The sequence below is a fragment of the Flavobacterium sp. AC105 genome (genome assembly GCF_979258495.1).
Genome location: NZ_OZ409860.1, coordinates 4,705,878 through 4,724,034 on the forward strand (window position 1 = coordinate 4,705,878; position 18,157 = coordinate 4,724,034).

Annotated in this window: 18 protein-coding genes; 7 read left to right on the forward strand and 11 right to left on the reverse strand. The window is 33.3% G+C overall.

All coding sequences use genetic code 11. The features are described 5' to 3' along the window. Window positions 1–65: 65 nt before the first annotated feature. Complete coding sequence (locus ACZ0AH_RS19390) at window positions 66–2,519, reverse strand: glycoside hydrolase family 9 protein (RefSeq protein WP_463477410.1); 2,454 nt, start codon at window positions 2,517–2,519, stop codon at window positions 66–68. A 236-nt stretch (window positions 2,520–2,755) separates the two neighbouring features. Here ACZ0AH_RS19390 and ACZ0AH_RS19395 point away from each other — a divergent pair, with 236 nt between their 5' ends. Next, window positions 2,756–3,382 (forward strand): hypothetical protein, encoded by a 627-nt coding sequence (locus ACZ0AH_RS19395; RefSeq protein WP_463477411.1) that lies wholly within the window; start codon window positions 2,756–2,758, stop codon window positions 3,380–3,382. A 137-nt stretch (window positions 3,383–3,519) separates the two neighbouring features. On the opposite strand, the gene gldC is transcribed toward ACZ0AH_RS19395, so the two are convergent. Both gldC and gldB read right to left on the reverse strand, forming a co-directional pair. Then, complete coding sequence (gene gldC / locus ACZ0AH_RS19400; protein WP_026985662.1) at window positions 3,520–3,855, reverse strand: gliding motility protein GldC; 336 nt, start codon at window positions 3,853–3,855, stop codon at window positions 3,520–3,522. After that, window positions 3,855–4,811 carry a gliding motility lipoprotein GldB gene (gene gldB, locus ACZ0AH_RS19405; RefSeq protein ID WP_463477412.1) on the reverse strand — a complete coding sequence of 319 codons (957 nt, stop codon included), beginning with the start codon at window positions 4,809–4,811 and terminating at the stop codon, window positions 3,855–3,857. The genes gldC and gldB overlap by 1 nt, the downstream gene beginning before the upstream one ends. 99 nt (window positions 4,812–4,910) lie before the next feature. Here gldB and nadE point away from each other — a divergent pair, with 99 nt between their 5' ends. Next, window positions 4,911–5,717: an NAD(+) synthase gene (gene nadE / locus ACZ0AH_RS19410; protein WP_463477413.1), complete on the forward strand. Its 807-nt coding sequence runs from the start codon at window positions 4,911–4,913 to the stop codon at window positions 5,715–5,717. Between the two features lie 93 nt (window positions 5,718–5,810). Beyond that, a complete protein-coding gene (locus tag ACZ0AH_RS19415; RefSeq protein WP_026730588.1) occupies window positions 5,811–6,440 on the forward strand; it encodes a response regulator transcription factor in 630 nt (209 codons plus the stop codon). On the opposite strand, the gene dnaG is transcribed toward ACZ0AH_RS19415, so the two are convergent. The 5 genes from dnaG to ACZ0AH_RS19440 form a co-directional block, all read right to left on the reverse strand. Next, window positions 6,437–8,497 carry a DNA primase gene (dnaG, locus tag ACZ0AH_RS19420; protein WP_463477414.1) on the reverse strand — a complete coding sequence of 687 codons (2,061 nt, stop codon included), beginning with the start codon at window positions 8,495–8,497 and terminating at the stop codon, window positions 6,437–6,439. The genes ACZ0AH_RS19415 and dnaG overlap by 4 nt on opposite strands. 127 nt (window positions 8,498–8,624) lie before the next feature. Then, window positions 8,625–9,680, reverse strand: coding sequence for a hypothetical protein (locus ACZ0AH_RS19425; protein ID WP_463477415.1), 1,056 nt, complete (start codon window positions 9,678–9,680; stop codon window positions 8,625–8,627). Window positions 9,681–9,819: 139 nt separating this feature from the next. Next, entirely contained in the window at window positions 9,820–10,548 is a 729-nt protein-coding gene (locus ACZ0AH_RS19430) for a hypothetical protein (RefSeq protein WP_463477416.1), read from the reverse strand. Further along, on the reverse strand, window positions 10,535–11,095 hold the full coding sequence (locus ACZ0AH_RS19435) for an RNA polymerase sigma factor (RefSeq protein ID WP_463477417.1): 561 nt from the start codon (window positions 11,093–11,095) through the stop codon (window positions 10,535–10,537). The genes ACZ0AH_RS19430 and ACZ0AH_RS19435 overlap by 14 nt, the downstream gene beginning before the upstream one ends. Before the next feature lie 201 nt (window positions 11,096–11,296). Continuing rightward, on the reverse strand, window positions 11,297–12,274 hold the full coding sequence (locus tag ACZ0AH_RS19440; RefSeq protein WP_463477418.1) for a polyprenyl synthetase family protein: 978 nt from the start codon (window positions 12,272–12,274) through the stop codon (window positions 11,297–11,299). 160 nt (window positions 12,275–12,434) lie between these two features. On the opposite strand from ACZ0AH_RS19440, the gene ACZ0AH_RS19445 reads away from it, so the two are divergent. Further along, a complete protein-coding gene (locus ACZ0AH_RS19445; RefSeq protein WP_463477419.1) occupies window positions 12,435–13,295 on the forward strand; it encodes a hypothetical protein in 861 nt (286 codons plus the stop codon). 273 nt (window positions 13,296–13,568) lie between these two features. On the opposite strand, the gene rlmN is transcribed toward ACZ0AH_RS19445, so the two are convergent. Then, a complete protein-coding gene (gene rlmN / locus ACZ0AH_RS19450; protein ID WP_463477420.1) occupies window positions 13,569–14,618 on the reverse strand; it encodes a dual-specificity RNA methyltransferase RlmN in 1,050 nt (349 codons plus the stop codon). A gap of 211 nt (window positions 14,619–14,829) precedes the next feature. On the opposite strand from rlmN, the gene ACZ0AH_RS19455 reads away from it, so the two are divergent. The 3 genes from ACZ0AH_RS19455 to ACZ0AH_RS19465 all read left to right on the forward strand — a co-directional run bounded on the left by ACZ0AH_RS19455 (window position 14,830) and on the right by ACZ0AH_RS19465 (window position 16,798). Beyond that, window positions 14,830–15,228: a hypothetical protein gene (locus ACZ0AH_RS19455; RefSeq protein ID WP_463477421.1), complete on the forward strand. Its 399-nt coding sequence runs from the start codon at window positions 14,830–14,832 to the stop codon at window positions 15,226–15,228. A 111-nt stretch (window positions 15,229–15,339) separates the two neighbouring features. After that, window positions 15,340–15,981, forward strand: coding sequence for an O-methyltransferase (locus tag ACZ0AH_RS19460; RefSeq protein WP_463477422.1), 642 nt, complete (start codon window positions 15,340–15,342; stop codon window positions 15,979–15,981). Between the two features lie 73 nt (window positions 15,982–16,054). Beyond that, window positions 16,055–16,798, forward strand: coding sequence for a phytanoyl-CoA dioxygenase family protein (locus ACZ0AH_RS19465; protein ID WP_463477423.1), 744 nt, complete (start codon window positions 16,055–16,057; stop codon window positions 16,796–16,798). A gap of 392 nt (window positions 16,799–17,190) precedes the next feature. Here the strand turns inward: ACZ0AH_RS19465 and ACZ0AH_RS19470 are convergent, their stop codons facing one another. After that, window positions 17,191–17,754, reverse strand: coding sequence for a phosphatase PAP2 family protein (locus ACZ0AH_RS19470; RefSeq protein WP_463477424.1), 564 nt, complete (start codon window positions 17,752–17,754; stop codon window positions 17,191–17,193). A gap of 1 nt (window position 17,755) precedes the next feature. Beyond that, on the reverse strand, window positions 17,756–18,118 hold the full coding sequence (locus ACZ0AH_RS19475) for a Sec-independent protein translocase subunit TatA/TatB (protein ID WP_463477425.1): 363 nt from the start codon (window positions 18,116–18,118) through the stop codon (window positions 17,756–17,758). Window positions 18,119–18,157 lie beyond the last annotated feature (39 nt).

An 18,157-nucleotide genomic window follows, 5' to 3' on the forward strand; every position in this document is an offset into this window, starting at 1 on the left:
TATAGAATTAAAAAAGGGATAAAATATAGAATCAGTTTCTATTATTTTATCCCTTTTTTATGGCATTAATTTTCAAAATGTTTTTGAACCGCAAGGACTAAAAACATAAAATCTGTAGAACCGCCGCCCATAACATATTCTGTCTGCTGCCAAAAGTAAGGCCATTTTTTAAGTTCCGGCAAATTGGGCCTGATAAGAGCCGTTCCTGAAGTTACGCCGCCCGGAATATACGACCAATCTGCACGGTTCATGCCATAAGCAACCAACAATGAATTTGATCCAATTCCCGAGGCAAAAGATGCTGTATTATTTCCCGGATGAACTCCGAGTATAAAATTCAGGGCATTACTGTAAATTTCATAATTTGCAAACTCCGGCCATGATTTTGAAAAATAATATTGCTGAACGCCAAAATCCTGCAAAGTCCAGCCAGCTCCCCAAATATTAGGCGTATAAGGAACACCATATGGCGAATCTGTCAGGGAATTGTTTTTGGTTTTGGCACTCCATTTTTCTGCTTCAGAATTTAATTTATCAAGAAACGGTTTATCTTTAATAAGATGTTTTATTCTGCCAACCCTCCATCCTAAATTGCCAAAATTTTTCAATACTTCGCCCTGCAAGCCAATAATTTCATTGGTATAAACCGCGTCATTAGTTGCCAATGCTAATTCAACCAATACCATTATTTTACTATCTGGTTTTTTTGATTTTAAATACGAGGTTTTATAAAGTGCCTTAGCTGTTTCTAAACATTCTGCTGCCAGTTTTGGGTTTTTAACTTTTAAAACACGGTAAGATGCGGCAAGCCCGGCGGCTACATACAATTCCCTATCCGGGTTATCTTCTGTAAAAACCCATCGATCATCATCTTTTGCATCTGGATTAGCGCTCCATTTATTATCTGTAACGCCTCCAAAATCGCCAAGAAGCACATATTGTTTTAAACTATTGGTAATTATCCCTCTATACAAGCGTCCCATAGAACGATATCCTCCCAAAACAGATGCAAGTCCGTGTTCCATTTGCTGTAAAGCATCTGACTTACCATCTGGCTGGTGAATTTCGACTATTTTTTTATTCTCATCGACACTTGTCGCATCATAAGATTCAATATTAAATTCTTCCAGCATTAATGCGAGATTCCAAACTGTACCAATTTGAGATTCAACTCTTAAATCATCATCTCCGGCATCGTGCCATCCGCCCTGATTTAAATTAGGAACCACTTCATTCGGTTTGAATTTGGTAAGCGTAGAAGGTCCCTGAACATAACCATCAAAATGATTAAGATTAACCGGTGCCATCTGAGCATCATCTAAATGACAGAAGTTATGCCAAATTCGATACTTTTCATTTACTCTGACGTGACACATTTGAACGGGCAAAAAATATTCAAGAATTGGCTGCCAAACATTTCTATCATATAATTTTTTACTTATTTGAAAAGGAGAAGTTTCGTTTCCTCTATAACTCAGCGTATACATTCCTTCCTCTTTTATTTCAGAAAAGTCAATTTGATAATAATTATACCTTAAAAAGTCTCCCCATTTTTTAGGTTTTATGGTTTTGATATTTTTCTTTCCAAACTCATCATGTTTGATCAGAATTACTTCTGATAGTTCAGTATCATTAGGATCATTTTCTAAAATAGCTACTTTAGATTGCGTTGGATAATACCCTACCTGCGAAACCTGAACTACGGGTTTGTAAGTCCAATTTGGAATAACATTTGGAGAAACAACAATATCTATAACTCTTTTTCCTGAATTTTTAGAAATTGGGGCACGAAGAATAAACCAACCATTATTATGATTAATTCGCCCGTCCCATAAAGCAATATCTTCTAAATTAGACTGAATTGTAACTCTTGACAAATCACTTTCGGCAGCAATTGTAATTTTTTTTCCTTTACACAAAGGGACTCCAAGGTTCTGACCATCAACTTGCGTTTGAAGAGGACCATAAGGAGAATGCGTAAAAATTCCGAAATTCCCATCACAGCTATAAGATTTTCCAAACAAATCGCCTGGAAATAATTCGATATTAAAACCAATTTTTCCCAACCATTTTACATCAACTTCATTTTCTAAATCAACCGTAATTCTAAAATTATTACCTTCAGTTGGCGTTACATTTACTTTGTATTTTAACTTCAAATCAGGATAATCTATTGGATTAAAACCAATATGATTTTTACTTTCATCCGGATATGATAAAGATTGAGAAATGGTTTGTGTTGCCGGATCTATTTTCTTTTCCATTTCTTTTGGTACAGGCGACCATTGACCGGGAGAAATTTCTAAACGTAAATCTCCGTTTGCCATAACGCGTTCTCCATGCTGAATCATTGTTACGCCAGTTTGATGTCCGTCAGGATAAATATCATCAAACACGGTAACATCTATTCCTCTTGCAGAAAAATAACCTTTGGGATGAAGTTTTAAATTTTGTGCATTCCCTTTTATTTGGAAGATCACTAATAATATCACAAAAATAAAACTGATTCTGTTTTTCATTTACCTATTTTTTTAAGAATAAGTAAATGTAAATCAAATAATTAACAATAAAATTCCAGATTAAAAGAAATATTGTGAAAATATATAATCATAAAAGAAACAAATGTTATAAACTTGTTTGTACAATTAGTTTTTTAAATCTAAATTGGCACAAACTCAGAATAAATATTTTCTTTTATAAATAAAATCTTATAGGAAAGTTTTTTGAAGTACATTTGAAATAATAAAATTCAGATATGAAGATTCTTAAATTACTCTCAATTGTTTTTGTTTTACTTTTATCTTCATGTCAGACGGCTCGTTATATGTTTACGACCGGACAAAGAACCGGCGTGGATTTTACAACCGGAAAATGGCTTTTAAACGAAGTAGATTCTCCTAAAAATTCTAAAGAAAAAATGACGAGTGAATCGTTGAAATTTTTTAGAAAAAACTTAGGCGAAAGAATTTATTATATTAATGATGTAAATGGATTATTGGTTACCCGAAAAATTCATTTAAATCCAAATAGTGTAAAATTAAAAGAACTCAAAGACGGAACTGGTTTTGATTTTTTTATTAATATATCTACCAAAAAAAACAAAAACGATTTTTCTACCATAGAACTTTACCAAAGCGATAACGAATCTGGAAAAAACGAAGCAGAAGTAACGCTTGAAATATATGATTTAAATTTAAAGCAAATCATTTACTCCCAAAATGTTGTGGGCATTACAGCAAAAGGAAATACAGAATCGATGTGGGAAACAGAAAAATCGAATAAACTTGCAGACAATATAACGTTCTATAAAAATACAGATAATTTAATGTCAGGAGCTTTAAAACGAATTTTTAAGGATTTAAATAAAAGATCTGTTCATTGATCGAAATTCCAACAAGAAATATTCAATAAAAAAATCCCAAATTCTAATTTACAAATTGGAATCCGGGATTTTTTTTAGAACTTCAATTATCTGATAAAAGCCAGGAAATTGGAATTTAGACTTAAAAAATTTGAAATTTATTTCGTTAGTTCTAATTTTTCTGCAAAATAATCACAGAAGTCTTTCATAGTATCTGACATCTTTTCGTCATCTGTTGCGCGTTTAAAAGTATCCGACATTGCAACTAAAGTCTGGTGAAAGAAAATCTTCATTTCATCAACCGGCATATCTTTTGTCCACAAATCGATACGCATCGTTTCTTTGGCTTTGCTATCCCAAATAGATAACATAATTGCTTTTGCTTCTTCAGCCTGCACTCCGCCATCTTGTGCGCTCCACGTTAATTTTTCAGGAACGCGGTTTTCATCTAATTCTATATTGAATTTAATTTCTGAGTTTATTGTATCTGACATTACTTCTTAGGTTTATATTTTGATTTTTCAAAAATTTCTTTTGCTTCTGTTTTTAATAATTCCGGCAACGTTACATTATTATTTTTCATGTACGATCGCACGATTTGCCAGCCAATCCAGGCACCAATTCTTCCGGGAGAATCATTATCTATTTCTAAATAAAATTTAGAAAATGGCGCAGGCGTTATAAATCGGGTTGTTAATTTAGGATCATCACTGTACAGCATTTCACTTTCTATAAAAAAGCGCCACATATAAGCTTCATTTTCTTCGCACCATTTTATTTGCTCTGGTGTATATCCTATTTTTTCAGCATCTGCATATTCCGGCAAAAGCAAATCTTTTGCATACAATTGTTTTCCTTCAAAAATCATTTGAGAAACTAAGCTTTTATCTGCAGAAGCAGGAACATTTCGATACGTAAAACTCGAAACTACATCCGGCATAATTTGTTTTTCTTCAAAATTCTGCTTCAGATAATTTGGAAATTCATAAAACTTATGTTCTTTTCCCAAATACAATTCTAATGCAACAATTACCAGACTATCAGCATAAATAGCCTTTGCATTATAATCCATTTCTCCAATTACCGTAATAACCTTTGGTGTTTTAGTTTTAGGAAAATAATATTTTACGTGTTGAAACAATGCGTTAAACTGTTCGCGAACAGGCTCAAAATTGCTGTATTTTTTCTGTACTTCTGTATATACTTCTCGCCAAAGCGGATCCTGCATTTTCTTTAGCCAGATATTGTCATCGTTTCCTTCCGGAAAAAAGAAAGGATATTGTTTTTTTATTTTCGCCAAATCTTCGGGTTTGGTTTCGAAAAATACTTTATCAAAACGCTCAACCTTAATATCAACCGGAATTTCTTCTACTGCTTTTTCGACTTTAGTTTTTTGATCGCAGGACAAAAAAAACAAGCACAGAAGCACTACAAAGCGATATATTTTCATTTTATTTTAATTAGATTTGTGTAGCTTATATTTTAAATAAACGTTACTTAAAAATATTTGTGCAAATATACACCCCTGTATCTTAAAACTTGAATTATTATGGCTAAAAAAAGCACTATTCAGACAGAAAAAGTAAATACCCACATTGTAGAGTGGTTAAAAAATTATGCTAACAATGCAAAAGTAAACGGTTTTGTAATTGGAATTTCGGGCGGAGTTGATTCTGCTGTAACTTCTACATTATGTGCCCAAACGGGCTTGAAAGTTTTATGTGTAGAAATGCCAATTCACCAGGCAGAAAGTCAGGTTTCTAGAGGAAGGGAACATATTGACCAATTAAAGAAACGTTTTTCTAATGTTTCTGATGTAAAAACTGACTTAACCTCAACTTTTGAAGCTTTTAAGGCTTCTGTGCCCAATACAGAAGATTCAACAAAAGTTAATTTATCATTAGCCAACACACGAGCTCGTATACGAATGACATCTTTATATTATTTAGCTGGAATTCATGGCTTATTAGTTGCCGGAACCGGAAACAAAGTCGAAGATTTTGGTGTAGGATTTTATACTAAATATGGAGATGGCGGAGTCGATTTGAGTCCAATTGCCGACTTAATGAAATCAGATGTGTATGCTCTTGGTGAATTTTTAACAATTCCTCAATCAATTTTAACAGCTGCACCAACAGATGGACTTTTTGGAGACAATCGTACCGATGAAGATCAATTAGGCGCAAGTTATGATGAATTGGAATGGGCGATGTTGGCCGCGGAGTCAGGAAAGACGCCAGCTGACTTCACTGGGAGAGAAAAATCTGTCTTTGAAATTTATAAACGTTTAAACACCAGCAACAAGCATAAAATGGATGCAATTCCAGTTTGTTTAATACCAAAAACGTTAAAATAAAACATTTTAACATTCGTCTGCAATTAATTACAGAATTTATTTATTAATTTTACAGTTCCAAAAACATGAACAATTCTAAAAAAGGTAAAAATTATGATTAAAGTATGTCTTGCAGACAATCATCCTGTGACTCACTTTGGCGTTAAGTCTTATTTTAAAGACCACGATCAAATTTCAATTGTTGCCAACGTAGGCAATTTTTCAATGGTTAGAGATATTCTTCAGACGAAGGAGATTGACATCCTAATTCTAGATTTAGAGTTAGAAGGTCTTTCAAGCATCTTCGAAGTAAAATCGATCCTGAAAAACTTCCCAAAAACAAAAATTGTAATTTTTAGTGACCTCGCTGAACAAATGTATGCTCCAAATGCAATTAAAGCAGGAGTTTCCGGGTATGTGCACAAAACAGAAAAACTTGAAACTTTAGGTCTTTCTATTATTAAAGTACACGAAGGAAAAATTATCATCAACGAAACTGTACGCAAAAACATGGCTCTTATTGCGAAACAAAGCAAAAGCGAACGCTTGTACAGAAAACTTTCGAATCGTGAGATCGAAGTTTTACGTTACTTAAGTGATGGTAAGAAAAACAATGAAATCTCTAAAATCTTAAATCTGAACGAGAAAACGATCAGTACTTACAAACTAAGATTATTGACTAAATTGAATGTTACTAATTTAGTCGACTTAGTAAACAAAGCAAAGACTTTAGAAATTATTTAATGGTATCTCGACATTACTCTTCCTAGTTTTTTCGAGAACGCATTGACTAGTTTTGAATAGTCGACTACCATAGACAAAAGCTCTGTATTATCTGAATTATCAGGTTGTATAGAGCTTTTTAATTCCTGGATGATTTTATCAACCAAAAACCAGCGCATAGACATAATGGTTTCCGTAACATATTGTGCTATCGTTTCATGTTTCATTTTCGAAAAAATGTTCTGCCCTTCCCAATCATGAAGTGCCAACTTTTCATCTTCCATTAAAATATCTGTTACTTCCTGAGCAAAATCAGGCTGTAAACGCATTAAATATTGTTCCAGACTGAATTTTTCATTTTGGTTATAGTACCCAATTAAGTCCGTAAAAATATCACGGAACAAATTATTAGAAAGTTCTACCTCATCTTCCTGCAAACTGAGATAAATACGCTCGTACACTTTATACTTTTTCTTTTCAGAAACGATTACAACTTCACCTTCTTCATTATTTTTTAAAAGTTCATCTACAAATTCTTCAGTTTTATCGCCGTAAAGCAATAAAATCTCAATTACTTTTCGTTCTAAACGATATAGAATATCTACTTTTTCTGTCTGCTCTCCCGGATATCCCTGTTCTCCCGGATAATCATCCGGCGGACCAAATCTTGGATCTTCCGGATCTCCTCCTGAATATCCAGTTTGTTTTGAGTTTTGGTTTCTATGAACTTCAAAAGGTTTTTGTTCCTGCTTTTGCTTTTTACCTGCCTCAACAAGATCTTTCTGAATCAATTGTGCCAAAGTACTCACCAATACCTGTTCAGAAATATCCATAATCCTGGCACATTCCTGTGTATAAATTTCACGCTGAATACGATCCGGAATTTTTGAAATACTAACAACCATATCACGAATCAAATCAGCTTTTTTTATAGGATCGTTTTTGGCTTCTTTCATTAAAAGCGATGCCTTAAACTGTATAAAATCTTTGCTGTTTTCTTCTAAGTAAGCAACCAGATCGTCATGAGAATTTTTTCGCGCAAAACTATCCGGATCTTCTCCATCAGGGAAAGCACAAACCCTTACGTTCATTCCTTCTTCCAGAATCAAATCGATTCCGCGAATGGAAGCACGTAATCCAGCAGCATCTCCGTCAAAAAGAACAGTAATATTTCTCGTCAATCTATTTACCAAACGAATCTGATCTGGCGTTAAAGCAGTTCCAGATGAAGCTACAACATTCTCAATACCAGCCTGATGAAACTGAATAACATCTGTATAACCTTCAACCAGATAACAATTGTTTTGCTTTGCTATGGATTGTTTGGCCTGAAAAATTCCGTAAAGCACTTTACTCTTATGATAAATATCACTTTCCGGCGAGTTTAAATATTTTGCCGCTTTTTTATCATTGGTTAAAATACGTCCTCCAAACCCCAAAACACGGCCCGACATACTTTCTATAGGAAACATGACACGACCTTTAAAACGGTCAAAAGGGCGATCTTCTCTGGCAATTGTCAAACCGGTACTTTCCAGAAATTCCAGTTTATACCCTTTACCCAAAGCTTCTTTGGTAAGTGCGTCCCAAGTTTCCGGCGAATATCCTAAACCAAATTTTTTGATGGTTTCGTTAGTAAAACCTCTTTCTTTAAAATACGAAAGTCCAATTGCTTTTCCTTCTTCCGAGTTTAAAAGTGTATTATGAAAATATTCTTTTGCAAATTCTGAAACCAGATACATGCTTTCGCGAACATCCGTCATCGCTTTTTCAGCATCGGATTGTTCGGTTTCTTCAATTTCAATATTGTATTTTCTCGCTAAATACCGAATGGCTTCCGGATAAGTAAACTGTGAGTGCTCCATCAGAAACTTGACAGAATTCCCTCCTTTTCCTGTACTAAAATCTTTCCAGATTCCTTTTGCAGGTGAAACCATGAACGACGGAGAGCGCTCATCTGAGAACGGACTCAAACCTTTGAAGTTACTCCCCGCGCGTTTTAAATTGACAAAATCACCAATAACCTCCTCTACACGAGCAGTTTCAAAAACAGTATCAATCGTATTTTGTGAAATCAAAACGTAAAATATTTTTAAAGTTGAAAGCTTGTAAAAGTACACAAATCCTTCCTGAAATTTGAGGATTTGGCATAAAAAAAGTGCCTCTTTCGAAACACTTTTTCTACTAACTAACTCAATTGTATTCTTAATTTAAATCAAATCTTAATCCTAATGAAATATTATTTTCTTTGACTACATTATCCTGAAATAAAGGGTTCAGATCATATTTGCAATACAAACTCATTTCTTTATATCCAATATATGAACTTAGTCCGTAAACAAAATTATTTACATTATAATCGCCTTTTATCGTTGTTTTATAATCTAAATCGTCCTGATCGTATTTTAAAATTTGTTTTGATTTTACGTTAATTCCTGCGTAACCACCAATCCCGAAACGGAAACTTTTATGTGTTCTGAAATATGTTTTTCCGTTCACTACTTTAGGTTTAGAAAAATCAAATTCTAAATGAACCGGCGCCACGATATAAACATTTCTAAAACGAGATTCGCTAAGATTGATCGCGTTGGTTTGCAGTTCGGTTTGATCGCCATTTACCACAAAACTTCTATTATCTGTTGGGCGAATATTATTATACATTAACGAAAGCCCGTATTTGGCATGCAGTAAATTATCATTTTTCAATAATCTTGAATTATAAGTAAAACCCCATTCGTAAAAATGCGAACCTATAAAACTGTAATTAGAATCCTGAAGTTTTCCGTCGACCATTATATTATTCAAACCCATTGCAAACACAAACTGCGAAGTGGTTCTTCTTTCGCCATGGATAGAATCTTTTCTTTTTTTGTTCTTTTCATTCCATTCCTTATCATTCCAATGAATAACCAGAGTATGTTTCTTGATTGAATCTCCTTCTTTGATTTTTCCGTCTACTTTTTGCTGCACTAAATCATTAAGTTCGTTTTGTGCTAATGTTACTTTTTCTTCAATAATTACTGCTCTGGCTTCGGCCAATTCTTTTTTGCGTTTGTCAGCTTGTTCCTGTGTAATTTTCCCTTCAGATAATTGCACGTTTACGGCTTCGACTTCTTCTTTCAAAGTTGCTTTTTCTTCTTTCGTAACCTTCTCTATTTTGTCAGCAATTTGTTTTGCTTTTGATTCAAAAGTTTCCTGTCCCAGCACTTTGCTAACAAATAAAAAGACTAGAATTACGAGATAAATGGTAAAATTTTTCATGATTGATTGATTTTTAAAATTGATTGTGATTGATGATTTTTTTTATTATTAATTGTTAATTATTAATTTTTTGTTCTTGATCTTGGTTCTTGATTCTTTAATCTATATTCTTTAATCTATATTCTTTAATCTATATTCTTTACTCCTGTTGATTTCTGTTTGCCAAAGCCACTTTTACAGTCTGATAATTTCTATTGACTTTGGTAATTACTTTTTCTCTGAACGAAAGTTCTAATTCGCCATCGACCTGATTGAGTAAATCGTTGGCATTAATTCTTATTTTAGTTTTTGGTTTAACCGAATTCTCTGCCACAACAGTTTTTTCGGCTGAATTTAACAACTGATCTACGTTTTCACCTTTAGGTTTTTCGGCAGTTACAGTTTGATTGTTGATTGATTGTTTTTCTTGATTGTTTTTGATGATGACTGAAGACTCCGCTATTTGATTTTGTACATTTTTAATTGGTTTATTTGAATTTTGTTCTGAAACATCGTGATGATTATTTTCTTGTTTTTCTGTTTTCTGAACTAATTTCTGTTCAGAAACTGCAACTTCAGTTCTAACTGAATCTGTTGTATTTAAAGTTGGCTTTATCACTGAATCCCTCTTTACAACATTTTCAATTACAACTTTGTTTGTTGGAGTTTCAGTTACACTTTTCTTTTGATTGAAAAAGAAAGTTCCAACTAATAAAAACCCAACAACACTGGCAGCTATATAAAGCCACTTTCTGTTCTTTTTAGGTTGCTTCTTTTCTTCAGCCACACTTAACATTGCGTCTAATCTGTCCCAAGCTTTATCGCTTGGTTCAATTTTACGCTGGTTTAGTTTTTCACGGAAATCCTTTTCAAAATTATTCGGTTCCATTATCTTGTTTTTTTAGAATATTAATTTGTGTTTGCAGCATTTTTCTGGCGTGCGATAATTGCGATTTCGATGTTCCTTCATTAATGCCTAACATCTTTGCAATTTCATTGTGTTTGTATCCTTCGATGGCGTATAAATTGAAAACCATTTTGTAACCGTCTGGTAAAGCATCTATTAAAAACTGAATCTGATCTATCGAAAATTGACTGTCGATTGCATTAAAACTTTCTTCTGTATAAATTTCATCTTCCGTAAATTTTACTTTTTTCTGAACTCTTAAATAAGAAATACATTCATTAACCATGATTCGGCGAATCCAGCCTTCAAAACTTCCTTTATGTTCAAATTTGTTTAAGTTCGTAAACACTTTCATAAAAGCGGTTATCATTACATCTTCGGCTAGTTGAATGTCTTTTATATATTGTCGACAAACACTCAGCATTTTTGAAAAAAACCGACTGTATATTTGCTGTTGTGCTTGTCGATTATTTTCGACAGCCAACTTTATAAGTTCAGTTTCTTCTTGATGTAAATGAATAATTTTCATTTATAAGCTTTTGGTTTTTGGTTTAGTAACAGACTTCTATTAGCATAGACGAGTTAGGTTGTAAAATGGTTGTATGAGGGATGAAAAAAAGTCAAAAAATATCCCGAAGCTTTCGAACCAAATTCCAATATAAAAATATAGACAATTGATTTACAACAAGGTAAACAAATTATCTAATTTTCTAATTGACAAATTATCTAATTATTTTTTTCTTTCAATAACGTAATTCACCATTAAAATAAGCGCAGCTTTAAACTCAGAATCAGGAAAATTTTCTAAAAGTAGAAGTGCTTCCTGTTGAAATTCGATCATTTTATTTTCGGCGTAAGCCAAACCATTATGGTCTTTTACAAAAGCAATTACTTCTTTGACGCGTTTTTTGTCTTTATTGTGGTTTTTGATGGAGTTTATCAACCACTTTTTTTCTTGCGGAGTACAAGTATTTAAAACATGAATTAAAGGCAAAGTCATTTTTTGCTCTTTAATATCAATTCCTGTTGGTTTTCCGATTGCTTCTTCGCTATAATCGAATAAGTCATCTTTGATTTGAAACGCCATTCCGATAAGTTCACCAAATTTGCGCATATTCTCGACCTGAATATCATCTTCAATTACAGATTTTGCACCAAGCGCACAACAAGCTGCAATAAGTGTTGCGGTTTTCTTTCGAATGATTTCGTAATAAACATCTTCGGTAATATCGAGTCTTCGGGCTTTTTCTATTTGGAGTAATTCACCTTCGCTCATTTCACGAACGGCTACAGAAATGATTCGGAGTAAATCAAAATCACCATTATCTATAGAAAGCAATAATCCTTTTGACAATAAATAATCCCCAACCAGAACGGCAATTTTATTTTTCCAAAGTGCATTGATGGAGAAAAATCCGCGGCGGCGATTGCTATCATCCACCACATCATCATGTACCAAAGTTGCAGTATGAATCAGTTCAATTACTGATGCGCCACGATACGTTCTTTCGTTTACAATACCACCGGAAACCATTTTTGCGGTCAGAAAAACAAACATCGGACGCATTTGTTTTCCTTTTCTATTGACTATATAATAAGTGATTCGGTTCAGTAAAGCCACCTTTGAGGTCATCGATTCATGGAACTTTTTTTCAAAAAGTTCCATCTCGTTAAAGATGGGCTGTTTTATTTGAGAAGTAATATTCATTTCGATTCCAAATATACTATTTTAAATAAAAAAACGTTGTGTATTTTAAGTTAGTATATTAACAATTTATAGAATAATTAAGAAAACATACCAAAAAACACTATCTAATAAAGCCTAATTAAATTCATTAATTAAAAGTAAATCACGTAAACTATTTATTATGAAAACTAAATTTTTATTTATTGGAACATTAGTCGCTTTATCTTTTTTCGTTAGCTGTAATTCTGATGAAAAAACAAATGACGGATCATCTGCAGGAATTTCTAACGATGATATTATTACAAATTCTAAAATTGACGCCTCAATTGAAGATGTAACTGATATTGCTGAAGATCAATTTAGCGCACAGCAAAACAGCAATAGTAAACCTGACGGAGTCGTAAAAAATTTTCTGCCAGGCTGCGCTACTATAACAACGGTTTTAACAAATAATACCTGGACGAGAACGGTAGATTTTGGTGTTGAAGGCTGTACACTGAATAACGGAAATACGGTGAAAGGAAAAATGGTCATTTCTTTCTCTAATGATTTTTCTGCTTCAACACAATCTATAAGTTACACTTTTGATGGATTTTATCACAATGGCAAAAAACTTCAAGGCAGCAAAAGTATTATCCGAACTGTAAAAACAACGGATCTACTGGCAACTGCGCATCCGGTTTCGACTGCAGCAGTTGATATTACGGTTACTTTTGATGACGGAAGTGTGTATATCAGAAAAGGTTCTTTAGTAAAAGAAATGGTAGAAGGCTACGATACCTGGTTTAATTGGGAAGACAATGCTTTTCTTGTAACCGGAAGCGTATCGACTACTTTTCCTAACGGAGATAGTTTTTCTGCCGAGATTACTACACCTCTCGAATTTAATGCGTATTGTAAAAAATCATTTGCTGTTAAAGGAATTGTATCGGTTACTAAAAATAGTGCTTCTGCAGTTATTGATTATGGCGACGGAAATTGTGATTCTCTTGCCAAAGTAACAAAAGACGGAGTTACGGAAGAAATTGATCTGAAAAAATAATATCCTTTTTGCCCAAAAAAAGCATTAAGAACAAGAATTAATCTCGTTTTTAATGCTTTTTATTTATATGAATTATTGTAATGTGTAGTCCTTACGGGACATTTATATTGCGTTTATTTTTTTTCTACCGGCATCTAATTCCTAACGGAATAAATCATAGAGAACTTACATAAAGTTATCAGAAAATGTTTTTCTATTAATATATCTCGGAGAGATTACATGTCGGTAGAAAAAAATTATCATAGTATGCGTGTTTGTCCCGTAGGGACTACACTATTTATCCCCTTCTTTATTCGCTAATTGTCCGCAAGCGGCATCAATATCTTTTCCGCGGCTGCGACGTACTTTAACTACTACTCCAATATTTTCTAAAGCTTTTATATAAGCCATAATAGATTCTTCTGAAGCTTGTTGAAACTCGCCGTCATCAATTGGGTTATATTCAATTAAATTAACTTTACAAGGCACATATTTACAGAATTTAACCAAGGCATCAATTGAAGCTTTATCGTCGTTAATTCCTTTCCAAACCACATATTCATACGAAATTTTATTCTTTGTTTTTCTGTACCAATATTCTAATGATTCTCTTAAATCTGCTAACGGGAAATTTTTACTAAAAGGCATGATTCGGGCGCGGATTTCATCTATCGCGGAGTGTAAGGAAACCGCCAATTTGAATTTCACATCATCATCGGCCATTTTCTTAATCATTTTTGGGATTCCGGATGTCGAAACCATAATACGTTTTGGCGACATTCCTAAACCTTCCGGAGATGTAATCATATCAATAGCTTTAATGACATTGTTATAATTCATCAAAGGTTCGCCCATTCCCATAAAAACAATATTCGAAAGCGGATGATTATGATACAAACGGCTTTCTTTATCAATTGCAATAACCTGATCGTAGATTTCTCCCGGCTCCAGATTTCGCATTCTTTTTAAACGTGATGTTGCGCAAAAATTACAATCTAAACTACAGCCAACCTGACTTGAAACACAGGCTGTTGTTCTGGTTTCTGTTGGAATCAAAACAGATTCTACCACTAAACCATCGTGTAAACGAACTGCATTTTTTACTGTTCCGTCGCTGCTGCGCTGCATTGTATCAACCTTAATGTGATTGATAACAAAATTATTTTCTAACATAGTTCTTGTGGTTTTAGCCACATTGGTCATATCATCAAAACTATGTGCTCCTTTGCTCCATAACCATTCATAGACCTGATTTCCGCGAAAAGCTTTGTCATTGTTTTCAACAAAAAAATCGCGTAACTGATCTTTTGATAAGGCTCTTATGTCTTTTTTCTCAATTTGCATGGCGCAAAGTTACTAAGTATTTATGGAAACCTTTTCATTCTGAAAAAACTTTATGTTTATCTTTTATAATCCTAAAAATTTGGCACGGGAATTGTCTTGCTCTCAAAAGGAAAATAACCTTACAAAGAGCTCAATCATTTTAAAATGTGTATCTTTATTTTTCAGCTTTATAACCTTTAAATTTTATAACCTAAAAAAAAATTAATCCATTATGAAAAAACAAATTTTAAGCTTAGCTGTTATTGCTTTATTAGCATTCGCTGTTCAATCTTGCGAGAAGAAAGAGCCAAAACCGGGAGATGATCAATTAACGCTTGGAAACAAAGTTGATACTTTAACAACAGATATTGAGCAAGCTAAAGATAGCGCTGTAATTAAAGCCGAAACTGCTGCTGCTAAAGCAAAAGAAGCTTCGCAAAATGCAGTTCAGGATGTAAAAGATGCTACTAAAAAAACAGCTGATGATGTTGAAAGTGCAGCCAAAAAAACAGCAAATGACGTAAAAGACGCAACTAAAAAAGCGGCAGAAAAAACCGAAGCTGCTGCAAAAGCCGCTAAGGACGGAACTGTAAAAACAGCTAAAGACGTTAATGACGCCTTAAAAAAATAATTTCTTCTGGAATTCAAATTAAAACCACTCGCTGATACGAGTGGTTTTTTTATGCAAAAAAGGAAGTGGATATTTTTGTATTTTTGCTTTCTAAATTAGAAGAACTACAAGATGCATTTTATATCACAAGACTTAGAGAATTATATTGAACAGCACTCTGAAAACGAACCGGAATTACTGGCAAAATTAAATAAGGAAACGTACCAGAAAATACTTTTGCCAAGAATGTTAAGCGGACATTTTCAAGGTCGTGTTTTAAGTATGCTGTCTAAATTAATTCGTCCGGTAAATATTCTTGAAATTGGCACTTATACAGGCTACGCTGCTTTGTGTTTATGCGAAGGAATGCAGGAAAACGGACAATTACATACTATTGATATCAAAGAAGAATTAGTTGATTTTCAACGAAAATATTTTGATGCTTCGCCTTGGGGAAAACAAATTTTTCAGCATTTAGGCGAAGCGGTTGCTATTATTCCAACGCTTGATGTAAAATTTGATTTGGTTTTTATTGATGCAGATAAAGAAAACTACCTGAATTATTGGGAAATGATTGTTCCGAAAATGAATAAAGGCGGAATCATTTTATCTGATAATGTTTTGTGGAGCGGAAAAATCCTGGAACCTGTTCACCCAAATGATGTGAGTACAAAAGTACTTTTAGAATACAATTTGCTTTTGAAAAACGATCCAAGAGTTGAAACGGTTTTATTGCCGATTCGTGATGGATTGACTGTGAGTAGAGTGCTTTAGCGAAAGATTCTAAGTTCTGAGAGGCTAAGATTCTAAGTTTTCCAGCACAATAATTATATAAATTGATTTCAAAATGAATTCTTTAAACGAAATAAATTCCGAAGGTTTTACAATTATCGATAATGTATATTCTGAAAATGAAATTAAAAAATTGATTTTATTAATTGAGAATGTTACCGAAAACAATAACGCAAAAACCACTTTTAGAAAATCTGAGGATTTATTTGCCATCAGACAATTTCACAAAGAAATACCGGAAACTTTGCCTTTCATTTTCAATCAGAAATTACAAGATATTATTGAATCTAATTTTGGAAAAGGTAATTTTATTACTAAATCTATTTATTTTGATAAACCGGAAAAATCCAATTGGTTTGTGGCATATCATCAGGATTTAACCATTTCTGTTGACAAGAAAATAGAAATAGAAAACTTCGAAAACTGGACGACAAAACAAAATCAATTTGCTGTTCAGCCGCCGAAAGAAATTCTGGAAAATAATTTTACAATCAGAATTCATATTGACAAAACCACGAAAGATAATGGCGCTTTAAAAGTCATTAACAATTCACATTCAAAGGGAATTTTAAGAATCGAGAATTTAGATTTTGAAAAAGAGAAAGAATCTATTTGTGAAGTTGAAAAAGGCGGCATCATGATTATGAAACCTTTACTTTTTCATGCTTCAAACAAAACTACCAATAACGAACGAAGAAGGGTTATTCATATTGAGTTTAGTAAACAAGAACTTCCTAATGGATTGGAATGGAGTGAAAAAACTGTTGTTGAAAATTTGACTTTTAGCCAAGTGCTTTAGTCGTGATTTTGTCATTTCGATCGAAGAGAGAAATCGCACTAGTTTATCTACAAAGATTAGCAACTCTGTGCAGAGTTCTTGTGTGATTTCTCGTTCCTCGAAATGACAAATCCAACTTGATTGAATTGCCTCTTGCTTTAGCTGGAGGTAAATTAAATAATATTAAAAAAGGCTTTAGCCAAACGTTATAAGCGTTTTGGCTAAAGCCTTTTATTTTGGTTTAAATTTTATCCTCCCAGTTAAAGCAAGAGAGAATTCAAGACTTGATATATAATTTGATCTTAATTTTCTTTTGAAAATGAGTTCCCTAGCCCAGATAGAAGTGTAAATCCTTTTGTGCCGGAGTTCGGGATAAAAGATTGAAACGGATAGCTGGAAATAGCTCCTGAAAATTATCCCGGAAAATATTGTGGTTTTAGTTTTCGATATACCAAATAAAGTAAAGATCCAAAAAGAGCTCCGAAGAAATATCCGGTAAGAATATCTCCAGGATAATGTAAACCTAAATAAATACGGCTATAAGCGAAAATTAACGGCCATAAAAACAAGAATCCTAAATACTTGAAATCGCGTTTAAAAATTAGGTATAAAAAGGTCGCAACAGCCATTGTGTTTGCGGCATGACCTGAGAAAAAACTATATGAAGTACGAACCTGAACAATACGAATAAAAGATTTTAATTCGGGATTATTACAAGGACGTAAACGTTCGAAAGTGTGTTTGAATAAATTACAGGTCTGATCTGTAAAAGCAATCAAAACTGCTATAAAAAGTAAAATATACAAGGTTTGTTTACCTCCTACTTTTTTATAAATCAGATAAAAAAGGAACAGGAAAAATGGCGTCCAATACAATTGATTGGTAATAATTAGCCATAATTTGTCGTATGTTTCAGAGCCTAAACCGTTAAGATATACAAATAAATTGGTATCTAATTCTTGTATTTTTTCAAGCATCTTACATTTGGCGTTTTACAGGTCCTGAGATCGAATCTATATCTTCTTTTACTTTATTGATTTCTGTGGCCGTATCACCCAACAAATTATTAGACGATAAACTAGTTGTATCACCTAATAAATTCGATTTTGCATCATTAATCTGGGCATTGATATTTCCGGTTATATCCGTAAGGGCTTTTGCATCAAGACCATTAGCCTCTGCTCCTTTCTGGATTTCGCTTTTAATATCGTTGGTCGCATGTTTTAATTGCGCCATAGCTTTTCCCATGGTACGTGCAATTTCCGGAACTTTGTCTGAACCAAAAAGCATTAGTACAATAAATAGTATGAAAACTAATTCTCCTCCTCCTATACCAAACATATCTTTTTATTTTTGTGTGCCACAAAGATATTAAATTTT